The organism is Escherichia coli DSM 30083 = JCM 1649 = ATCC 11775 (assembly GCF_003697165.2).
GTDB classification, from domain to species: Bacteria; Pseudomonadota; Gammaproteobacteria; order Enterobacterales; family Enterobacteriaceae; genus Escherichia; species Escherichia coli.
In genome coordinates this window covers 1,746,502-1,767,629 of sequence record NZ_CP033092.2, presented here as the reverse complement: position 1 = coordinate 1,767,629, position 21,128 = coordinate 1,746,502, and the positions used below count along the sequence as shown (strand labels likewise).

The window sequence follows — 21,128 nt, the reverse complement described above, 5'->3', positions numbered from 1 at the left end:
CTGTTTCCAGTTGCGTTATTGTTTCTACAGCAAAGAAAATTCGACCTGGCCGATGATTGAATCTTAACAACAGCGTACGTATGCTAAATATGAGAAATCTCATAGCGGATAAACATCGTGAAAGAAATCCACAATAATGATCTTAAGCAGCAATTGATGAGTGAATCTGCGTTTAAGGATTGCTTTTCAACGGATGTTTCAGCCGATACGCGGCTGTTTCATTTTTTAGCGCGTGACTACATTGTGCAGGAAGGGCAACAGCCGTCCTGGCTGTTTTACCTGACGCGAGGCCGCGCCAGGCTTTACGTCACGCTTGCTAATGGTCGCGTGTCGCTAATCGATTTCTTTGCCGCGCCCTGTTTTATTGGCGAGATTGAGTTAATCGACAAAGACCATGAACCGCGTGCAGTGCAGGCTATTGAAGAGTGTTGGTGCCTTGCGCTCCCTATGAAGCATTACCGCCCGTTGTTATTAAACGACACGCTATTTTTACGAAAACTCTGCGTCACCTTAAGTCATAAAAATTATCGTAATATTGTTTCTTTAACTCAGAATCAATCATTTCCGTTAGTGAATCGCCTGGCAGCTTTTATATTACTCTCGCAGGAAGGTGATCTTTATCACGAAAAGCATACGCAAGCGGCAGAGTATTTAGGCGTTTCTTATCGACATCTTTTATATGTTCTTGCGCAATTCATTAATGACGGTTTATTAATTAAAAGCAAGAAAGGGTATCTCATTAAAAACAGAAAGCAGTTGTCAGGACTGGCGCTGAAGATGTACCCGGAGAATAAATTCTCCGGGATGATGCAGTAAAAATTATTGGCAATAGTGCGATTGCCGGATGCAACGCTTAATAAGGCGTACATCCGGCAATGAAACTCAAGCTAAACCAATAAAGAACCCGGCAATGGTCGCGCTCATCAGGTTGGAAAGCGTCGCCGCCGCCAGCGCCCGTAAACCAAGCTGGGCGATTTCCGGCGCGCGTTTTGGCGAAATAGCCGAAAACGCTCCAACGACAACACCGATAGAACCAAAGTTTGCAAACCCACAGAGGGCGAACGAGATAATGGCAATGGTCTTGACATCCAGCGTGCCGCTCGTTTGCAGATAGGGCGAGAAATTGAGATAAGCAACAAACTCATTAATCGCCAGTTTCTGCCCAATCAAACTTCCGGCAAGATTTGCATCACTCCAGTCCACCCCCATAATCCATGCCAACGGGGCCAGCACATAGCCGAAAATGCTTTCCAGAGAGACATTGGCAAAACCAAACCAGCCGCCAACTCCACCAATAATGCCGTTGATCAGCGCAATGATCGCCACAAATGCCATTACCACCGTCGCCACACCGGCGGCGATTTTCAGCCCAGTCATTGCACCGTTCGCCGCAGCTTCAATAATGCTTTTTGGCGGTGTTTCGCTAAACGACAGATTTTCAAACGTAACTTGCGAAGGTTCCGTCGCCGGACTAAGAATACGTGCAAACAGGATACCGCCAGGAATAGCCATCAGCGAAGCGGCTAACAAATAGTCAATCGGCACGCCCATTCCGGCATAGCCAATCATCATCGAACCCGCAATAGACGCCATGCCGCTACAAATAGCCGTAAATAGCTCGTTGCGATTCATGCGATCAATAAAAGGTTTCACGATCGCCGGGATCTCATTTTGCCCGAGGAAAATAGTGGTGACTGCGACAAAAGATTCGATTTTGCTGATGTTGAGGGCTTTCTGAAAAATACTGCCAAGAATACGAATCAGCAGCCCCATTACGCCAATGTAGTACAGCAAGCTGATAAGCGCGGTAACGAAAATAATCGCCGGGAGTACGCGAAAGGCGAAGATAAAGCCCGCACCGTCAAACAGAACATCCATTTTGGGACCGACCAGCGAACCAAAAATAAAGGCACTTCCTGCGTCACTGTAGGACATCACTTTATGGACGCCTAATGCCGCCTGCTCTACTGCCCATTTTCCCGGGGGAAAATAGAGCATGATGCCACCAATGGCAATTTGCAGCAGCAGCGCAGCCCCAACCGTGCGCAAGCTGATGCTCTTTTTATTTACCGACAACAGAAATGCTATTGCCAGTAACACCACCATCCCCACAACACTTCTCATTATATCCATAATGATTTTCCCTTCATGCCAGTAAACCCGGCGTCAGCGCCAGGTTTTGGTATGTTTGATGAGTACGGGCGACGGCTTTCTGCCCACCAGAAATTAACCCACGAGACGCTGATATTCTTTGGCAATTTCGCTCGCCAGAATGGCGTTATTAAAGACCAGTTGAATATTGGATTTCAGGCTATCACCGCCGGTTAGCTCCGCAACACGCGCCAGCAGGAACGGTGTACTCTCTTTCCCAATAACACCCTGTTCTTCGGCTTCAGCAACGGCTTGATCAATTGCTGCATTGATGGTTTCTTCTGGCATCGCAAACTGTTCCGGGATCGGGTTCGCTACCACCAGGCCGCCGTTCAAACCGGTTTGCCACTTCACTGCCATCGCGCGAGCAATTTCGCGGGCACTGTCGAGACGAATGCTGACATCAAATGGGCTGGTTCGGCAGAAAAACGCAGGCAGCGCTTTTGTCTGATAACCAATTAACGGTACACCGAAGGTTTCTAAATATTCTGTTGTTAATCCTAAATCGAGAATAGATTTTGCCCCCGCACAAACAACAGTGACATTGGTATTTGCCAGTTCCTGTAAATCGGCAGAAATATCGAAGGTATGTTCCGCTCCGCGATGCACACCACCAATACCTCCGGTTGCAAAAACTTTAATCCCAGCCAGTGCTGCAATAATCATGGTTGATGCAACGGTAGTCGCGCCATTTTTCCCTGCAGCAACGACAAAAGGTAAATCACGACGACTAACTTTCGTCACGTTATGTCCTTCACGGCCCAGCAATTCGATTTCTTCTTTACTTAAGCCCACTTTCATCACACCGCCAATAATGGCGATAGTGGCTGGTACTGCGCCCTGTTTACGAATTGTTTCTTCTACTTCAATTGCGGTTTGGGCATTTTGTGGGAATGGCATTCCGTGAGAAATTATGGTCGATTCCAGCGCAACAACCGATTTTTTATTTTTTAAAGCATCCTGTACTTCAGCGGATATTTGTAATAATTCAGGGGACAGAGTTAATTCAGACATTCTGTGTTCTCCACTAACGATGTAACATTGGCAATTGATAATTCAGGGTTGTTGGTATATTCACAGGCAAGTGCCATTGACGAACATCCCTGCGCAAATCGAACAGAATCGATAAACGGCATACCGTCTACCCAACAGGAGGCCAGCCCCGCCATCATGGCGTCGCCTGCCCCAGTAACATTGATGACATTCGTTTTAATAGGGGCCGACCACCCACTTTCACCGTTGATATCACTGTAGTAAACGCCATCCCCTCCCATGCTAAGCACCAGGCGGTTCAGGCCGTGTTGATGAAACCAGGCGGCGACCTTTGCGACATCTTCACGTCCGGAAAGTGCAATTCCGCTCAACGTTTCGGCTTCAAGACGGTTAGGTTTTAACGTATGGATTTTGCTCAGATGATCGCGGATTTTGACGCATTTCCATGCCGATACCGGATCAATAAATACAGGCGTTTCCCCGCTATTTTCCAGAACCCAGACCAGCGCCTCTTCACTAAGGTTGCAATCCGCGACAATAACCTTTGCACCGCGAATAAACTCCTGATGCTGGGCAAGAAATTCTGCAGAAATACAGTCACTAATACTCATATCATTTATCGCGACAAGCATTTCTCCTGTATTATCGAGCAGTGATAAATAGCTGGATGTATTCTCACCCGGAACAATTAAGCATTTATCGACATAAACACCGGATTGATTAGTTTGCGCCAGTAATGATTGCCCATAAAAATCACCACCTACTGCACTTAAAAGCCAGGCATTTTTCCCCAGTAACGCCAGATTATGAGCGATATTCCTTCCCACGCCACCTGGGGTAAATTTAATTTTTCCGGGATTCGAATCCGCATAATTCAATGGATGATGTGAATACCCAGCCACATCAATATTCGCCGAGCCAATAATTACTATGTAGTCCTTTTCGCGCATAGCACGCCCCCTGGCAATAAATTGCCAACGAAGAAATTGGGTAAAATAGTCATTACAGTCAATAAGACTATTAGAGCACGTGTTCAGATTTAAACACATGTTCATAATAAGCATGTTTAACGTAATGTAAATCGATCAGAAAAAACGAAATCGGCCAGATATGAAGGCGGTCACAAAGTTTGTCTATTTATGCAGCAACAAAAGAGAAAGTTGTGATGTGTAACACACAATATGGCAGGCAAGAAAAAGGGCAGAGATGTTTCTGCCCTCAGATTGTTGACAACGCGCGCTTTGTTCATGCTGGATGTGGCGTAAACGCCTTATCCGACCTACAAAAGCGCAAAAATTCAATATATTGCAGGGTTCATGTAGGTCTGATAAGCATAGCGCATCAGGCAATTTTGCGTTTGTCATCATCGGGGCAGAGATGTCTCAGCCCCGATGATGAAGAGAAATTATGCGTTTTTTTCTACTATTTGTGTTTCCGGGCGTTTGAGGAAGGCATAGGCCAAACCCGCCACCAGCGTACCGGCAATAATTGCTACCAGGTAACCCAATACCGGCGTAATAGCGCCAGGGATCAGCAGAACAAACAGACCACCGTGTGGTGCCATCAGTTTCGCACCAATCGCCATTGAGATTGCGCCAGTCAGCGCCCCACCAACGATACAGCACGGTAGCACACGCATCGGATCACGAGCAGCAAACGGAATTGCACCTTCCGAAATAAAGCACAGACCAAGTACCAGAGCGGCTTTGCCACCTTCCTGCTGCGCTTTGTCGAATTTGCGACGCGCCACCATTGTTGCCAGACCCATTGCCAGCGGTGGCACCATACCTGCCGCCATAATCGCCGCCATCGGGCCATAGGTTTGAGTACTCAGCAGACCCACACCGAATGCGTACGCTGCTTTGTTTACCGGACCGCCCATGTCAGTACACATCATGCCACCGAGGATCGCCCCCAGCAGAACCGCATTCGCAGTCCCCATGGTCTGCAGCCAGTGAGTCAACCCATCGAGAATGCCAGCAACCGGTTTACCGATTAGGTAGATCATCGCCAGACCGACCACCAGACTGGAAATTAGCGGAATGATCAGGATCGGTTTCAGTGCCTCCATACTCTGTGGCAGTTTCAGTTGCGTACTGATTAACTTCGCAATGTAACCCGCCAGGAAGCCCGCAATAATACCACCAATGAAGCCAGAACCGGTGCTAACCGCCAGCATACCGCCAATCAGACCCGGCGTGAGACCCGGACGATCGGCAATGGAGAAGGCAATATAACCTGCCAGTACCGGCACCATCAGCGCAAAGGCTGAACCACCACCAATCTGCATCAGCGCCGCTGCCAACGTACCCGGCTCTTTAAACGCTTCGATACCAAAAGCAAAAGAAAGCGCGATACACAGACCACCTGCAACAACCATCGGCAGCATGTAAGAGACGCCCGTCAGCAAGTGACGGTAAGCACCTGCACTCTCTTTCTTACCTTCAGTGGTCGCTGTTTGAGTTTTGCCCGCCGGTTCATACGGCGTTGCTTCAGCAACCGCTTTATCCAGTTCCTGCGCAGTTTTCTTCAGCGCCAGACCGGTAGAGGTGCGATACATCGGTTTACCAGCAAATTTCGCCAGATCCACTTCGATATCTGCCGCCACAATCACCAGATCCGCTGCTGCGACTTCTTCAGGGGTGATTGCATTGCCCGCGCCAACAGAACCACGGGTTTCAACTTTCACCCACCAGCCACGTTTTTTCGCTTCGGTTTCAATGGCTTCAGCCGCCATAAAGGTGTGTGCTACGCCAGTCGGGCAAGCAGTCACCGCAACTACGCGTTTCGGACCGCTGGCAGCAACCGGTGCTGTCGCAGCGACCGGCGCAGTGTAAGGTTTCGCATGGCCTTTGGCTTCACTCAGGAACAGCTCAGGGTGCGCAACTGCCCGGGAAATATCACCCAGCCAGACATTTTTACCGTTCAGCGCGCTGTCATTCGGGATGGAATCACCGAGAACAATCGCCATTTCTGCGTCGTTCGGATTGTCGATGATTTCCAGTTTTGCTTTTCGCGCCGCCGCGCCCAGCAGGGTCTTCGCCATATAGGCGCGTGCCTGACCGAGATTAGCGTCAATAATCAGCAGCGTTTTCATTATGCCTCTCCTGCTGTCAGTTAAAAGGTTGTAAGTCGACGCGCGCCATCATTGCGGCCAACTGCGGACGATCGGTAATACCCACATTGCTTTGACTTACCGCCAGGGCTGCAACAGCTGTCGCCAGACGCAGTGTGTGTTCACTGGATTCACGCATCAGCAAGCCATAAATCAGGCCACCAACCATAGAATCCCCTGCGCCAACGGTGCTTACGACATCGACTGACGGTGGTTTGGCGATCCATTCGCCGGAGGCATTAACCCAAAGCGCGCCTTCGGCACCCAGTGAAATAACAACATGCGCGATGCCTTGTTCACGCAGCGCATGCGCAGCTTCAATCACATCTTTCATTTCAGGCAGTTTACGGCCTGCCCAGATTTCCAGCTCGCGGCGGTTAGGTTTCACCAGCCACGGTGCCGCTTTCAAACCTGCTACTAACGCTTCACGGCTACTATCAAAGATAATGCAAGGACACTGACTACGCAGGCGAGTCATCCAGTCGGTGAACGCTTCCGGGCTGACGCCTGACGGTAAGCTTCCGCTGACACAGACCATATCGAACTGACCGAGCCAGCTCAGAGAATCAGTCACAAAGCGTTCCCAGTCGGCGGGGGTGACTTCAAAACCCGAGAAGTTGAAGTCGGTCACTTCGCCGTCTTTTTCCGTCAGCTTAACGTTAATTCGGGTGCGCCCCTGTACAACCTGGAAACGGTTGGCAATGCCCAGCTCGCTGAACAGTTGCTGAAAACCATCCTGATTGTCTTTACCCAGGAAGCCGCCAACGGTGACATCAATTCCCAGGTCTTTTAATACTTTGGCCACGTTGATGCCTTTACCCGCCGCATGCAGACCGGTGGTTTTCACCAGGTTCACTTCGCCGCGTTCAATTTCCGGGCAGAAACCAACAAGGTCATAAGCCGGATTAAGGGTGATCGTAGCAACACGTCTACTCATTATGCGCCCTCCCCAAGACCAGCAGCGATAGCGTCGCCAATGGCTTTCAGCGCCTGTTCAGCATCTGCACCCTGGGCGGTAAAGCGTAGGCGATGACCTTTCTTAACGCCAAGTGCCACAACTTTCATCAGACTACGTCCGTTTGCCGGTTTGCCGGTGCCATCAAGGTTTGTCACGGTAATATCACTGTTAAATTGTTTAATGGTATTGACCAGCATGGTACCTGGACGAGCATGCAGGCCGTGTTCATTGCGCACCACAAACTCCGCGCTTAACACGTCGTCGGTCGGCGCATCATCGCTGGTCAGCAGCGTCAGCAACGTTGCCGCATCCGCTTTCAGCAAGCGGTCAGCTTTATTATCGAGCAACAAATCAGCGAGACGCTTAAGAACCGCGATGGGCTGATCGTCATTCATCGCCACACTCACCAGCATGGCTGCCGTTTCGCCGTCCACATCAAAAGCATTTGCCGCACGGCTTACCGCAATCGCGCTACGCAGATTGCCTTCGGCGCTATCGCTCAGCCAGATACCCTGCCCGAGGTTCAGCGGTTGTTCATTGATGGCTTTGGTGACGAAAGTGGCGTCAACTGCCCCCGCCTCTTTCAGACGCGCAGCGTTCAGCGCCTGAAGAGTCAGCAGATCGCTGGCGACGATATCCAACGTCAGCATTTCGTTGTCGAGCTTCAGCTGCTCACTCTGCTTTTCGCCCATCAGCAATGCGCGAAGTTCTTCTGCTGTTGTTGCTGACTTCAGTTGTTCAGCAACGGAATCATCGCTCAGTACGTGGGTCAGCTGGCGTAGCAGGCCCAGATGTTCATCCGAGCTGGCAGCAATACCGATCGCCACGTACGCTACCTGGCCGTCACCCCAGGTGACGCCTTCCGGGAACTGAAATACCTGAACGCCGGTTTTCAGCACCTGATCGCGGGTGTCGGTAGTGCCGTGTGGAATAGCAATACCATTGCCGAGGAACGTTGAGGTTTGCTGTTCGCGCGCCAGCATGCCATTGACGTAGCCTTCAGCTACATTACCGGCCTGCACCAGCGCCGCAGCGACCTGGCGAATCGCCTCTTCTTTGTCTCCGGCCTTTTCGCCCGGATGGATGTCCTGTACGGATAACTGGAACATAGTTCTCCTCTCTTGCTGAATTGAAACGATTCAGCTTCTATGAGAAAAAAGCGCCAACCTGGCTTAGGGTTAAAGACAAGATCGCGCTGAAACGTTTCAAGAAAGCATAATACTTTTGTTTCAGCACGCAAGGAAAGCCGTAAAGTTATGAGCAAAAGTTTGATGTGCTGCACAATTTTTTGTCATTTTTCCTAATTGCTGATGGGAAAATCCGTTATCAGCAATTTCATTTCAGCAGCGTCAGCAGCCAATCAGCAACAGTGAAATGGCATTTTGATTATTCGTGGCGCTTTTGATTTCGCTGTCTGTTTATTTTCTGACAAGCAGCGTAAACTCCGCGTCTTCCTCTTCCAGTGATCGACCAGCATGCATAACTCCCCCGCAGTCACCAGCGCGAAATCGTTTGACCTGACCTCGACGGCGTTTTTAATCGTTGCCTTTCTCACCGGTATTGCGGGCGCTCTGCAAACCCCGACACTCAGTATTTTTCTTACTGATGAAGTACATGCCCGTCCGGCGATGGTGGGATTCTTCTTTACCGGCAGCGCTGTCATTGGGATTCTGGTGAGTCAGTTTCTCGCCGGGCGCTCTGATAAGCGCGGCGATCGCAAATCGCTGATTGTCTTTTGCTGCCTGTTAGGCGTGCTGGCCTGCACCCTTTTTGCCTGGAATCGCAACTACTTTGTTTTGCTATTCGTTGGCGTCTTTCTTAGCAGCTTTGGCTCAACCGCTAACCCGCAAATGTTTGCCCTTGCCCGTGAACATGCTGACAAAACCGGACGTGAGGCGGTGATGTTCAGCTCTTTTTTACGCGCTCAGGTTTCACTGGCATGGGTCATTGGCCCACCGCTGGCTTATGCCTTAGCGATGGGTTTCAGCTTTACGGTAATGTATCTGAGCGCAGCGGTAGCGTTTATTGTTTGCGGCGTGATGGTGTGGCTGTTTTTGCCGTCGATGCAAAAAGAGCTTCCGCTGGCGACCGGCACGGTTGAAGCGCCGCGCCGTAACCGTCGCGATACGTTGCTGCTGTTTGTCATTTGTACATTGATGTGGGGCTCGAACAGCCTGTACATCATCAACATGCCGCTATTTATTATCAACGAACTGCATCTTCCCGAGAAACTGGCCGGTGTGATGATGGGGACCGCCGCAGGGCTGGAAATCCCGACCATGTTGATCGCCGGATATTTTGCCAAACGTCTGGGTAAGCGCTTCTTAATGCGCGTTGCTGCCGTGGGTGGCGTCTGTTTTTACGCAGGAATGCTGATGGCGCATTCACCTGTCATTCTGTTGGGCTTGCAGCTGCTAAATGCTATTTTTATTGGCATTCTGGGCGGCATCGGGATGCTCTATTTTCAGGATTTGATGCCCGGTCAGGCAGGTTCAGCCACCACGCTCTATACCAACACGTCGCGCGTGGGCTGGATCATCGCAGGATCAGTGGCGGGCATCGTCGCCGAGATCTGGAATTATCACGCTGTGTTCTGGTTTGCGATGGTGATGATTATCGCTACTCTGTTTTGCTTACTGCGAATTAAAGATGTTTAAGGCGCGGTCAGCATTTCCAGATCGATAAGCCAGGTCATTGCCTGCTGACGCGAGTTACCGCACATTTCAGCGCTGGCTTGTAAGCCTGCACAGACTTTCGGTCGCAGTGGCGAGGTGAAAATTTTACAGCGTTGCTGTTCATCAAGCTGAATGCAGGGCGTATTGGCGGGCTTGCCATCTGGCATACCGGGAATAGGGCTGGAAATTGAAGGGGCAGTGCAACACGCCCCGCAACCCGGACGGCATTCCATACGTTGTTCTCTTAAGGTTAACCACCGGATTGATGAGCGCGCACAGTACCACCTTTTTTGCACCAGCAAAAGTGCGAATACCACTTGCCCGAAAGGCCCGTCGCGAGTACTTTGTCGCGATATTTTTGACATTTTCGACTACAGGAATTTTTCGATGCCAAGAGCGAACGAAATTAAAAAAGGTATGGTACTGAATTACAACGGCAAACTGCTGCTGGTTAAGGACATTGATATTCAGTCGCCCACTGCCCGCGGTGCCGCTACGCTGTACAAAATGCGTTTTTCTGATGTCCGTACCGGGCTGAAAGTAGAAGAGCGTTTCAAAGGTGATGATATCGTTGACACCGTGACGCTGACCCGCCGTTACGTTGACTTCTCCTATGTCGATGGCAACGAATATGTCTTTATGGATAAAGAAGACTATACCCCGTATACCTTCACCAAAGATCAGATTGAAGAAGAGTTGCTGTTTATGCCTGAGGGCGGCATGCCGGACATGCAGGTGCTGACCTGGGACGGTCAATTGCTGGCGCTTGAGCTGCCGCAGACCGTTGATCTGGAAATCGTTGAAACTGCACCAGGCATCAAAGGGGCATCTGCCAGCGCCCGTAACAAACCGGCGACATTGAGCACTGGTCTGGTGATTCAGGTACCAGAATACTTAAGCCCGGGCGAAAAAATTCGTATCCATATCGAAGAACGCCGTTATATGGGTCGTGCTGACTAACTTCAGCCGCATGCAGAAAAGGGATAGCTCAGGCTGTCCCTTTTTTAATTTATTATACCAATCTTCTATTTTGCGCTTCCTGAACACCTTACGCCCGCAATTTTCACTCGTTGATTGATCGCCCTCACACTTCATCGCATTAACAATCCAGACCAATTTCAATTGTTGTCATATAACTTTACACTGTCATTGTTAATTAATCGTTACTAAGACGTGACTCCTATGAATACAATCGCCTCCGTTACGCTCCCGCATCATGTACACGCTCCACGCTACGATCGACAGCAGTTGCAATCACGTATCGTTCATTTTGGCTTTGGAGCCTTTCACCGCGCACATCAGGCATTACTGACCGATCGTGTGCTGAATGCCCAGGGCGGCGACTGGGGGATCTGTGAAATCAGCTTGTTCAGCGGCGATCAACTGATGAGCCAACTCCGCGCACAGAACCATTTATATACCGTGCTGGAGAAAGGTGCGGACGGCAATCAGGCGATAATTGTCGGTGCCGTTCACGAATGTCTGAATGCAAAACTGGATTCCTTAGCGGCAATTATTGAGAAATTTTGCGAGCCACAGGTGGCAATTGTTTCCCTGACAATTACCGAAAAAGGCTATTGTATTGACCCGGCCATCGGTGCACTCGACACCAGCAATCCGCGTATTATTCACGATCTACAAAACCCTGAAGAACCTCACTCCGCGCCAGGTATTCTCGTCGAAGCACTGAAACGCCGCCGTGAGCGCGGCCTTACACCGTTTACCGTGCTCTCCTGCGACAATATTCCCGACAATGGCCATGTGGTGAAAAACGCGGTGCTGGGAATGGCAGAAAAACGTTCGCCAGAACTCGCCGGGTGGATAAAAGAACACGTCAGTTTTCCGGGAACTATGGTCGACCGCATTGTTCCGGCTGCAACCAACGAATCACTGGCGGAAATAAGCCAGCATCTGGGGGTGAATGATCCCTGCGCGATTAGCTGCGAACCGTTTATCCAGTGGGTGGTTGAAGATAACTTCGTCGCTGGGCGTCCTGCCTGGGAAGTCGCAGGTGTACAAATGGTGAATGATGTCCTGCCATGGGAAGAGATGAAACTGCGTATGCTTAATGGCAGCCACTCTTTTCTCGCTTATCTGGGTTACCTCTCAGGATTCGCCCATATCAGTGATTGCATGCAGGATCGCGCATTTCGCCATGCCGCCAGAACATTAATGCTGGATGAGCAAGCGCCGACACTGCGGATTAAAGATGTCGATTTAACACAATATGCGGATAAGTTAATTGCACGTTTTGCTAATCCGGCACTGAAACATAAGACCTGGCAAATCGCGATGGATGGCAGCCAAAAATTACCGCAACGCATGCTGGCAGGTATTCGCATACATCTGGGGCGCGAAACGGACTGGTCGTTGCTGGCATTAGGCGTTGCAGGCTGGATGCGTTACGTCAGCGGCGTTGATGATGCCGGAAATGCCATTGATGTTCGCGATCCGCTTAGCGATAAAATTCGTGAACTTGTTGCGGTCAGCAGCAGTGAACAACGCGTAACCGCCCTGCTTTCCCTGCGTGAAATTTTCGGTGATGATCTGCCAGATAACCCGCATTTTGTGCAGGCCATCGAACAAGCCTGGCAACAAATCGCACAATTCGGCGCGCATCAGGCGCTATTAAACACCCTCAAAATTTAACGATTTCTGCGGTTAAAGCGGATGAAGCTCGCCTTCGTCCGCTCTCCCCTTCTCTTTTCTGCCTTTTTTAGCCAGGATTAACGCTCAGTTAACTTACCAGAGTATTGCGGAGCCGTTGTGACCAGAACCAACCTCATCACCGGTTTTCTCGGCAGCGGGAAAACTACGTCGATTCTTCATCTGTTAGCCCATAAAGATCCCAACGAAAAATGGGCGGTACTGGTTAATGAATTTGGGGAAGTCGGAATTGATGGTGCTTTGCTCGCCGATAGCGGCGCACTGTTGAAAGAGATCCCCGGCGGCTGCATGTGCTGCGTTAATGGTTTACCCATGCAGGTAGGGTTGAATACCTTACTGCGTCAGGGAAAACCAGACCGCTTGTTGATAGAGCCGACCGGGCTGGGCCATCCGAAACAGATCCTCGATCTCTTAACCGCACCCGTCTATGAACCGTGGATAGATCTGCGCGCCACGTTGTGCATTCTCGATCCACGCCTGTTGCTGGACGAAAAAAGCGCCAGCAATGAAAACTTCCGTGACCAACTGGCTGCCGCAGACATTATTGTCGCCAATAAATCCGACCGTGCGACGCCCGAAAGTGAGCAAGCGCTAGAGCGCTGGTGGCAGCAAAATGGTGGCGATCGGCAATTAATTCACAGCGAGCATGGAAAAATTGACGGTCATCTTCTGGATTTGCCGCGTCGCAATTTAGCCGAGTTGCCCGCCAGCGCCGCGCATTCTCATCAGCATAGCGTGAAAAAAGGGTTAGCAGCGTTAAGCCTGCCAGAGCATCAACGCTGGCGTCGCAGTCTGAACAGCGGACAAGGGCATCAGGCCTGTGGCTGGATATTCGACGCTGATACGGTATTCGACACCATTGGTATTCTGGAATGGGCGCGACTTGCACCGGTGGAACGCGTCAAAGGCGTGCTGCGTATTCCCGAAGGGCTGGTGCGAATCAACCGTCAGGGCGATGACCTGCACATTGAAACGCAAAACGTTGCGCCACCGGACAGTCGTATTGAGCTGATTTCCAGCAGCGAAGCTGACTGGAATGCCTTGCAGAGCGCGCTGTTGAAGCTTCGTTTAGCGACTCCCGCGTAAGGTTGCCTGCGTTTTTCAGTAAGATAATTAGAGAAAATATGATTAAAAATTTGCCGCAAATAGTGTTGTTGAATATTGTCGGCCTCGCGCTGTTTCTTTCCTGGTATATTCCCGTTAATCATGGATTCTGGTTGCCGATTGATGCGGATATTTTTTATTTCTTTAATCAGAAACTGGTCGAAAGTAAGGCCTTTTTGTGGCTGGTTGCATTGACCAACAATCGCGCCTTCGACGGTTGTTCACTGCTGGCGATGGGTATGTTGATGCTGAGTTTCTGGCTGAAAGAAAACGCCCCTGGCAGACGACGTATCGTGATTATTGGTCTGGTCATGCTATTAACTGCAGTGGTATTAAACCAGCTGGGTCAGGCATTAATTCCTGTAAAACGGGCCAGCCCAACATTGACTTTTACCGATATTAACCGCGTCAGCGAACTGCTCTCTGTTCCCACGAAAGATGCCTCACGAGATAGCTTTCCCGGCGATCACGGTATGATGCTGCTTATTTTTTCGGCATTCATGTGGCGTTATTTCGGCAAAGTTGCAGGCCTTATCGCCCTTATTATTTTTGTGGTTTTTGCATTTCCCAGAGTAATGATTGGCGCACACTGGTTTACTGACATCATTGTTGGTTCGATGACCGTGATATTGATCGGTTTGCCCTGGGTGTTGCTGACGCCATTAAGTGATCGATTAATCACCTTTTTTGACAAATCACTACCGGGAAAAAACAAACATTTCCAAAACAAATAACTCACAGTAATTAACATCATCAGGGTTATTTTTATAGTGAGGATAATCCTGATGATGCGCACCGTGCTTTCATCTATCGAACGCAAAAATCATTCTCTAAGTAAATGAATGTATTGCATGCGTTTCACTCAATCGTACTTTAATTGACCAATCCCGCTTATTAACTTTCTGTATCACTTTTTCTTATAAAAAATCATGTAAAACCGCTCGCCAAGACCGCACCAATCGGGTAATCTCGAACTCGTTTTGCCTCGGCGGTAGATTATCCTCACAGCATATAATTTTGTGCGTTAGTCCACAGATTTGGCCTTAAGGAATTGTTTCAACATGCCCAGGTAATTAGTCTCGTGTCGCTTGGCATTTTTTTATAACGATATTTGTCGTTAAGGACTTCAAGGGAAAACAAACAACATGGTCAAATCTCAACCGATTTTGAGATATATCTTGCGCGGGATCCCCGCGATTGCAGTAGCGGTTCTGCTTTCTGCATGTAGTGCAAATAACACCGCAAAGAATATGCATCCTGAGACACGTGCAGTGGGTAGTGAAACATCATCACTGCAAGCTTCTCAGGATGAATTTGAAAACCTGGTTCGTAATGTCGACGTAAAATCGCGAATTATGGATCAGTATGCTGATTGGAAAGGCGTACGCTATCGTCTGGGCGGCAGCACTAAAAAAGGTATCGATTGTTCTGGTTTCGTACAGCGTACATTCCGTGAGCAATTTGGCTTAGAACTTCCGCGTTCGACTTATGAACAGCAGGAAATGGGTAAATCTGTTTCCCGCAGTAATTTGCGCACGGGTGATTTAGTTCTGTTCCGTGCCGGTTCAACGGGACGCCATGTCGGTATTTATATCGGCAACAACCAGTTTGTCCATGCTTCCACCAGCAGTGGTGTTATTATTTCCAGCATGAATGAACCATACTGGAAGAAGCGTTACAACGAAGCACGCCGGGTTCTCAGCCGCAGCTAATAAACCGTTTGGATGCAATCCCTTGGCTATCCTGACGAGTTAACTGAAAGCACTGCTTAGGCAGTGCTTTTTTGTTTTCATTCATCAGAGAAAATGATGTTTCCGCGTCTTGATCCAGGCTATAGTCCGGTCATTGTTATCTTTTAAATGTTGTCGTAATTTCAGGAAATTAACGGAATCATGTTTATACGCGCTCCCAATTCTGGACGTAAGCTCCTGCTTACCTGCATTGTTGCAGGCGTGATGATTGCGATACTGGTGAGCTGCCTTCAGTTTTTAGTGGCCTGGCATAAGCACGAAGTCACATACGACACACTGATTACCGACGTACAAAAGTATCTCGATACCTATTTTGCCGACCTTAAATCCACTACTGACCGGCTCCAGCCGCTGACCTTAGATACCTGCCAGCAGGCTAACCCCGAACTGACCGCCCGCGCGGCGTTTAGCATGAATGTTCGTACGTTTGTGCTGGTAAAAGATAAAAAAACATTCTGTTCATCTGCAACTGGTGAGATGGACATTCCACTCAATGAATTGATTCCGGCGCTCGACATTAATAAAAACGTCGATATGGCGATCTTACCCGGCACGCCGATGGTGCCGAACAAACCCGCAATCGTCATCTGGTATCGCAACCCTTTGCTGAAAAATAGCGGCGTGTTTGCCGCTCTGAATCTCAACCTGACGCCTTCACTCTTTTATAGTTCACGGCAGGAAGATTACGATGGCCTCGCCCTCATTATTGGTAATACTGCGCTATCTACCTTTTCTTCACGTTTGATGAACGTTAATGAATTAACCGACATGCCGGTCCGTGAAACTAAAATTGCGGGCATTCCTCTGACCGTTCGGCTTTATGCAGATGACTGGACATGGAACGATGTGTGGTACGCATTTTTACTGGGTGGCATGAGTGGAACTTTCGTTGGACTTCTCTGCTATTACCTGATGAGTGTGCGTATGCGCCCAGGCAGAGAAATCATGACCGCCATCAAGCGCGAACAATTTTACGTGGTGTATCAACCGGTGGTTGATACACAAGCTTTGCGGGTAACGGGCCTGGAAGTACTGCTACGCTGGCGGCATCCAGTAGCAGGTGAAATCCCCCCGGATGCCTTCATTAACTTTGCCGAAGCGCAAAAGATGATTGTGCCACTGACTCAGCACCTGTTTGAGTTGATTGCCCGCGATGCCGCAGAATTAGAAAAAGTACTGCCGGTAGGCGTCAAATTTGGCATTAACATTGCGCCGGCCCACTTGCACAGCGAAAGCTTTAAAGCGGATATCCAGAAACTGCTCACTTCCCTGCCCGCACACCATTTCCAGATTGTGCTGGAAATTACCGAGCGCGATATGCTGAAAGAGCGAGAAGCCACACAACTCTTCGCCTGGCTGCATTCGGTCGGCGTAGAAATTGCTATTGATGACTTCGGCACCGGGCACAGCGCGCTTATCTATCTTGAGCGTTTTACGCTCGATTATCTGAAAATTGATCGTGGATTTATCAACGCCATCGGTACGGAAACGATCACTTCACCCGTACTTGACGCGGTGCTGACGCTGGCGAAACGTCTCAATATGCTGACAGTTGCTGAAGGGGTCGAAACGCCAGAACAGGCACGATGGCTAAGCGAACGCGGCGTTAATTTCATGCAAGGCTACTGGATTAGTCGCCCGTTACCGCTGGACGATTTTGTTCGCTGGCTGAAGAAACCGTATACGCCGCAGTGGTAAGGTGTGCTTACGTCCCTTATTATTCATAGTGAAAGCATGCCGGATTGCGGCTAATGATGAGTAAAAGGAAATCCGTTGCAGATGATTGTGCGCATACTGCTGCTGTTTATCGCTCTGTTCACCTTTGGTGCGCAGGCGCAGGCTATCAAGGAAAGCTATGCCTTTGCCGTACTGGGCGAACCCCGGTACGCATTTAATTTCAACCATTTTGATTATGTGAACCCCGCCGCGCCAAAAGGTGGGCAAATAACGTTGTCTGCCCTCGGCACCTTCGATAATTTCAACCGCTATGCACTGCGCGGCAACCCGGGCGCACGCACCGAGCAGCTGTACGACACGCTATTTACGACTTCCGATGACGAACCAGGCAGTTATTACCCGCTGATTGCTGAAAGCGCACGCTATGCTGACGATTATTCCTGGGTGGAGGTCGCTATTAATCCACGCGCCCGTTTTCATGATGGTTCGCCCATTACTGCCCGCGATGTAGAGTTTACTTTTCAAAAATTTATGACCGAAGGCGTGCCGCAATTTCGTCTGGTCTACAAAGGCACCACCGTCAAAGCCATTGCGCCGTTAACCGTGCGCATTGAGTTAGCTAAACCCGGCAAAGAAGATATGCTGAGTCTGTTTTCGCTGCCGGTATTTCCAGAAAAGTACTGGAAAGATCACAAACTTAGCGACCCGCTCGCCACGCCTCCGCTTGCCAGTGGTCCGTACCGCATTACGTCCTGGAAAATGGGGCAAAATATTGTCTATTCCCGCGTGAAAGATTACTGGGCAGCAAACTTACCGGTAAACCGTGGACGCTGGAATTTCGACACCATTCGCTACGATTATTACCTCGATGATAATGTCGCCTTTGAAGCGTTTAAAGCAGGAGCCTTTGATTTGCGTATGGAAAACGACGCCAAAAACTGGGCCACGCGCTATACCGGTAAAAATTTCGATAAAAAATACATCATCAAAGATGAGCAAAAGAACGAATCAGCCCAGGATACGCGCTGGCTGGCGTTTAATATCCAACGTCCGGTATTCAGCGATCGCCGGGTCCGGGAAGCGATCACTCTCGCCTTTGACTTTGAATGGATGAACAAAGCGTTGTTTTACAATGCCTAGAGTCGCACGAACAGTTATTTTCAGAATACCGAATATGCGGCCAGAAATTACCCCGACGCCGCGGAGCTGGTGCTTCTGGCACCAATGAAAAAAGATCTACCGCCAGAAGTCTTCACGCAAATCTACCAGCCGCCGGTATCCAAAGGCGATGGCTACGATCGTGACAACCTGTTAAAAGCCGACAAACTTCTCAACGAAGCAGGCTGGGTGTTGAAGGGTCAGCAACGCGTTAATGTCACAACGGGTCAGCCACTCAGCTTTGAATTATTGCTTCCCGCAAGCAGCAATAGTCAGTGGGTATTGCCGTTCCAGCACAGCCTGCAACGGCTGGGTATCAACATGGACATTCGCAAGGTGGATAACTCGCAAATCACCAACCGCATGCGCAGTCGCGACTATGACATGATGCCGCGCGTATGGCGGGCGATGCCGTGGCCCAGTTCCGATTTACAGATTTCCTGGTCATCGGAATATATCAATTCCACTTATAATGCCCCCGGCGTGCAAAGCCCGGTTATCGACTCGCTGATCAATCAAATTATTGCCGCGCAGGGAAATAAAGAAAAATTACTGCCGTTGGGGCGAGCACTGGATCGCGTATTAACGTGGAATTATTACATGCTGCCAATGTGGTACATGGCGGAAGACCGTCTCGCCTGGTGGGATAAATTCTCCCAACCCGCTGTACGCCCTGTTTACAGCCTGGGTATCGATACCTGGTGGTATGACGTTAATAAAGCGGCCAAACTGCCGTCAGCCAGACAACAGGGAGAGTAGATGGGCGCTTATCTGATCCGCCGTCTGTTGCTGGTGATCCCAACGTTATGGGCGATTATCACTATCAACTTTTTCATCGTGCAAATTGCGCCTGGCGGTCCGGTCGACCAGGCCATCGCCGCCATTGAGTTTGGTAATGCCGGAGTATTACCCGGCGCAGGCGGTGAAGGTGTTCGCGCCAGCCATGCGCAAACGGGCGTCGGCAATATCAGCGACAGTAATTACCGTGGCGGACGCGGATTAGATCCAGAAGTGATCGCCGAGATCACTCATCGCTACGGTTTCGATAAGCCGATCCACGAACGTTACTTCAAAATGCTCTGGGACTACATCCGTTTTGATTTTGGCGACAGCCTTTTTCGCAGCGCCTCGGTGCTGACGCTGATTAAAGACAGTCTGCCGGTCTCCATCACCCTCGGATTGTGGAGCACGCTGATTATCTATCTGGTGTCGATTCCGTTAGGCATTCGCAAAGCTGTTTATAATGGGAGCCGTTTTGACGTCTGGAGTAGTGCATTTATCATCATCGGCTACGCCATTCCGGCCTTTTTGTTTGCCATCCTGCTGATTGTCTTCTTCGCGGGCGGCAGCTATTTCGATCTGTTCCCTCTGCGCGGCCTGGTTTCCGCTAACTTTGATTCGCTGCCGTGGTATCAGAAAATCACCGATTATCTGTGGCATATCACGCTGCCGGTGCTGGCGACAGTGATTGGCGGCTTTGCGGCTCTGACCATGCTGACAAAAAACTCATTCCTTGATGAAGTGCGTAAGCAATACGTGGTGACGGCACGTGCGAAAGGGGTAAGTGAAAAAAATATTCTCTGGAAACATGTGTTCCGCAACGCCATGCTGCTGGTGATTGCCGGTTTTCCGGCGACGTTTATCAGCATGTTTTTTACCGGCTCGCTGCTGATTGAGGTGATGTTTTCACTCAATGGTCTTGGCTTACTGGGCTACGAAGCGACCGTCTCGCGCGATTATCCTGTAATGTTTGGTACCTTGTATATTTTCACCCTGATTGGCCTGCTGCTGAATATTGTCAGTGATATCAGCTATACGCTGGTCGATCCGCGTATAGACTTTGAGGGACGTTAATGTCGCGACTCAGCCCCGTCAATCAGGCCCGTTGGGCGCGTTTTCGCCATAACCGTCGCGGCTACTGGTCGTTATGGATTTTCCTCCTCTTGTTTGGTTTGAGTTTGTGTTCTGAACTTATCGCCAACGATAAACCGTTGCTGGTGCGTTATGACGGCAGTTGGTATTTCCCGTTGTTGAAAAACTACAGCGAAAGCGATTTTGGCGGCCCGCTGGCAAGTCAGGCTGATTATCAGGACCCGTGGCTGAAACAACGACTGGAAAATAACGGCTGGGTACTGTGGGCACCGATTCGCTTTGGTGCTACCAGTATCAACTTTGCTACCGATAAGCCCTTCCCTTCTCCACCCTCCCGGCAAAACTGGCTGGGAACGGATGCCAATGGCGGCGATGTGCTGGCGCGCATTCTCTATGGCACGCGGATCTCAGTTCTGTTTGGCCTGATGCTGACCCTCTGCTCCAGCGTGATGGGCGTGCTGGCGGGGGCGCTACAAGGCTATTACGGTGGTAAAGTCGATCTCTGGGGGCAACGTTTTATTGAAGTATGGTCGGGGATGCCGACGCTGTTTTTGATTATTTTACTTTCCAGCGTCGTACAGCCTAACTTCTGGTGGCTGTTGGCAATTACCGTCTTGTTTGGCTGGATGAGTCTGGTCGGCGTGGTGCGGGCGGAGTTTTTACGTACCCGTAATTTCGACTACATCCGCGCGGCGCAGGCGCTTGGCGTCAGCGATCGCAGTATCATCCTGCGTCATATGTTGCCAAATGCCATGGTCGCTACCCTCACTTTTTTACCGTTTATTTTATGTAGTTCGATAACCACCCTGACCTCACTCGATTTCCTCGGCTTCGGTCTGCCGCTCGGTTCACCGTCACTCGGTGAACTGCTGTTACAAGGGAAAAATAACCTTCAGGCCCCGTGGCTTGGGATCACCGCCTTCTTATCGGTGGCGATATTGTTGTCTTTGCTGATCTTTATTGGTGAAGCCGTCCGCGACGCATTTGATCCTAATAAGGCGGTGTAG

At 50.0% G+C, this 21,128-nt stretch carries 17 protein-coding genes and 1 pseudogene; 11 read left to right on the top strand and 7 right to left on the bottom strand.

The window, feature by feature from the left end; genetic code table 11:
- Nucleotides 1-117 precede the first annotated feature (117 nt).
- On the top strand, nucleotides 118-816 hold the full coding sequence (gene yeiL / locus EAS44_RS09480) for a transcriptional regulator YeiL (RefSeq protein WP_000658609.1): 699 nt from the start codon (nucleotides 118-120) through the stop codon (nucleotides 814-816).
- A 66-nt stretch (nucleotides 817-882) separates the two neighbouring features.
- Here the strand turns inward: yeiL and psuT are convergent, their stop codons facing one another.
- The 6 genes from psuT to fruB form a co-directional block, all read right to left on the bottom strand.
- Nucleotides 883-2,133: a NupC/NupG family nucleoside CNT transporter gene (gene psuT, locus EAS44_RS09475; RefSeq protein ID WP_000353883.1), complete on the bottom strand. Its 1,251-nt coding sequence runs from the start codon at nucleotides 2,131-2,133 to the stop codon at nucleotides 883-885.
- Nucleotides 2,134-2,226: 93 nt separating this feature from the next.
- A complete protein-coding gene (psuG, locus tag EAS44_RS09470; protein ID WP_001293151.1) occupies nucleotides 2,227-3,165 on the bottom strand; it encodes a pseudouridine-5'-phosphate glycosidase in 939 nt (312 codons plus the stop codon).
- Complete coding sequence (psuK, locus tag EAS44_RS09465) at nucleotides 3,153-4,094, bottom strand: pseudouridine kinase (protein ID WP_001207098.1); 942 nt, start codon at nucleotides 4,092-4,094, stop codon at nucleotides 3,153-3,155. Before psuK ends, psuG begins: the two co-directional genes overlap by 13 nt.
- A gap of 455 nt (nucleotides 4,095-4,549) precedes the next feature.
- Nucleotides 4,550-6,241 (bottom strand): PTS fructose transporter subunit IIBC, encoded by a 1,692-nt coding sequence (gene fruA, locus EAS44_RS09460; protein ID WP_000854450.1) that lies wholly within the window; start codon nucleotides 6,239-6,241, stop codon nucleotides 4,550-4,552.
- A gap of 16 nt (nucleotides 6,242-6,257) precedes the next feature.
- On the bottom strand, nucleotides 6,258-7,196 hold the full coding sequence (gene fruK, locus EAS44_RS09455) for a 1-phosphofructokinase (protein ID WP_000091263.1): 939 nt from the start codon (nucleotides 7,194-7,196) through the stop codon (nucleotides 6,258-6,260).
- Nucleotides 7,196-8,326 carry a fused PTS fructose transporter subunit IIA/HPr protein gene (fruB, locus tag EAS44_RS09450; RefSeq protein ID WP_000487249.1) on the bottom strand — a complete coding sequence of 377 codons (1,131 nt, stop codon included), beginning with the start codon at nucleotides 8,324-8,326 and terminating at the stop codon, nucleotides 7,196-7,198. Before fruB ends, fruK begins: the two co-directional genes overlap by 1 nt.
- Before the next feature lie 366 nt (nucleotides 8,327-8,692).
- Here fruB and setB point away from each other — a divergent pair, with 366 nt between their 5' ends.
- Nucleotides 8,693-9,874: a sugar efflux transporter SetB gene (gene setB, locus EAS44_RS09440; protein WP_000552001.1), complete on the top strand. Its 1,182-nt coding sequence runs from the start codon at nucleotides 8,693-8,695 to the stop codon at nucleotides 9,872-9,874.
- Here setB and yeiW read toward each other — a convergent pair.
- Complete coding sequence (yeiW, locus tag EAS44_RS09435; protein ID WP_000389030.1) at nucleotides 9,871-10,125, bottom strand: YkgJ family cysteine cluster protein; 255 nt, start codon at nucleotides 10,123-10,125, stop codon at nucleotides 9,871-9,873. The two genes, setB and yeiW, sit on opposite strands and share 4 nt — an antisense overlap.
- 154 nt (nucleotides 10,126-10,279) lie before the next feature.
- Here yeiW and yeiP point away from each other — a divergent pair, with 154 nt between their 5' ends.
- From yeiP to yejE, 9 genes and pseudogenes are all read left to right on the top strand, one after another.
- On the top strand, nucleotides 10,280-10,852 hold the full coding sequence (yeiP, locus tag EAS44_RS09430) for an elongation factor P-like protein YeiP (protein WP_001136827.1): 573 nt from the start codon (nucleotides 10,280-10,282) through the stop codon (nucleotides 10,850-10,852).
- A 222-nt stretch (nucleotides 10,853-11,074) separates the two neighbouring features.
- Nucleotides 11,075-12,541 carry a mannitol dehydrogenase family protein gene (yeiQ, locus tag EAS44_RS09425; RefSeq protein WP_001332203.1) on the top strand — a complete coding sequence of 489 codons (1,467 nt, stop codon included), beginning with the start codon at nucleotides 11,075-11,077 and terminating at the stop codon, nucleotides 12,539-12,541.
- A gap of 117 nt (nucleotides 12,542-12,658) precedes the next feature.
- Entirely contained in the window at nucleotides 12,659-13,645 is a 987-nt protein-coding gene (yeiR, locus tag EAS44_RS09420; RefSeq protein WP_000198797.1) for a zinc-binding GTPase YeiR, read from the top strand.
- A gap of 38 nt (nucleotides 13,646-13,683) precedes the next feature.
- Entirely contained in the window at nucleotides 13,684-14,397 is a 714-nt protein-coding gene (lpxT, locus tag EAS44_RS09415) for a Kdo(2)-lipid A phosphotransferase (protein WP_000594599.1), read from the top strand.
- Between the two features lie 411 nt (nucleotides 14,398-14,808).
- Nucleotides 14,809-15,375 carry a bifunctional murein DD-endopeptidase/murein LD-carboxypeptidase gene (gene mepS / locus EAS44_RS09410; RefSeq protein WP_000241011.1) on the top strand — a complete coding sequence of 189 codons (567 nt, stop codon included), beginning with the start codon at nucleotides 14,809-14,811 and terminating at the stop codon, nucleotides 15,373-15,375.
- A gap of 180 nt (nucleotides 15,376-15,555) precedes the next feature.
- Nucleotides 15,556-17,112 carry a cyclic di-GMP phosphodiesterase gene (gene pdeN / locus EAS44_RS09405; protein WP_000470607.1) on the top strand — a complete coding sequence of 519 codons (1,557 nt, stop codon included), beginning with the start codon at nucleotides 15,556-15,558 and terminating at the stop codon, nucleotides 17,110-17,112.
- Nucleotides 17,113-17,193: 81 nt separating this feature from the next.
- Nucleotides 17,194-19,008 (top strand): annotated as a pseudogene (yejA, locus tag EAS44_RS09400) (extracellular solute-binding protein).
- The gene (gene yejB, locus EAS44_RS09395; RefSeq protein WP_000501604.1) at nucleotides 19,009-20,103 is read left to right on the top strand and encodes a microcin C ABC transporter permease YejB; all 1,095 of its coding nucleotides are present in this window, start codon (nucleotides 19,009-19,011) and stop codon (nucleotides 20,101-20,103) included.
- Complete coding sequence (yejE, locus tag EAS44_RS09390) at nucleotides 20,103-21,128, top strand: ABC transporter permease (RefSeq protein ID WP_000088892.1); 1,026 nt, start codon at nucleotides 20,103-20,105, stop codon at nucleotides 21,126-21,128. The genes yejB and yejE overlap by 1 nt, the downstream gene beginning before the upstream one ends.

Coding starts and splice junctions, on each gene's coding strand:
- psuT (WP_000353883.1), bottom strand. CDS start 2,133: ATGGATATAATGAGAAGTGTTGTGGGGATGGTGGTGTTACTGGCAATA.
- psuG (WP_001293151.1), bottom strand. CDS start 3,165: ATGTCTGAATTAACTCTGTCCCCTGAATTATTACAAATATCCGCTGAA.
- psuK (WP_001207098.1), bottom strand. CDS start 4,094: ATGCGCGAAAAGGACTACATAGTAATTATTGGCTCGGCGAATATTGAT.
- fruA (WP_000854450.1), bottom strand. CDS start 6,241: ATGAAAACGCTGCTGATTATTGACGCTAATCTCGGTCAGGCACGCGCC.
- fruK (WP_000091263.1), bottom strand. CDS start 7,196: ATGAGTAGACGTGTTGCTACGATCACCCTTAATCCGGCTTATGACCTT.
- fruB (WP_000487249.1), bottom strand. CDS start 8,326: ATGTTCCAGTTATCCGTACAGGACATCCATCCGGGCGAAAAGGCCGGA.
- setB (WP_000552001.1), top strand. CDS start 8,693: ATGCATAACTCCCCCGCAGTCACCAGCGCGAAATCGTTTGACCTGACC.
- yeiW (WP_000389030.1), bottom strand. CDS start 10,125: ATGGAATGCCGTCCGGGTTGCGGGGCGTGTTGCACTGCCCCTTCAATT.
- yeiP (WP_001136827.1), top strand. CDS start 10,280: ATGCCAAGAGCGAACGAAATTAAAAAAGGTATGGTACTGAATTACAAC.
- yeiQ (WP_001332203.1), top strand. CDS start 11,075: ATGAATACAATCGCCTCCGTTACGCTCCCGCATCATGTACACGCTCCA.
- lpxT (WP_000594599.1), top strand. CDS start 13,684: ATGATTAAAAATTTGCCGCAAATAGTGTTGTTGAATATTGTCGGCCTC.
- mepS (WP_000241011.1), top strand. CDS start 14,809: ATGGTCAAATCTCAACCGATTTTGAGATATATCTTGCGCGGGATCCCC.
- pdeN (WP_000470607.1), top strand. CDS start 15,556: ATGTTTATACGCGCTCCCAATTCTGGACGTAAGCTCCTGCTTACCTGC.
- yejB (WP_000501604.1), top strand. CDS start 19,009: ATGGGCGCTTATCTGATCCGCCGTCTGTTGCTGGTGATCCCAACGTTA.
- yejE (WP_000088892.1), top strand. CDS start 20,103: ATGTCGCGACTCAGCCCCGTCAATCAGGCCCGTTGGGCGCGTTTTCGC.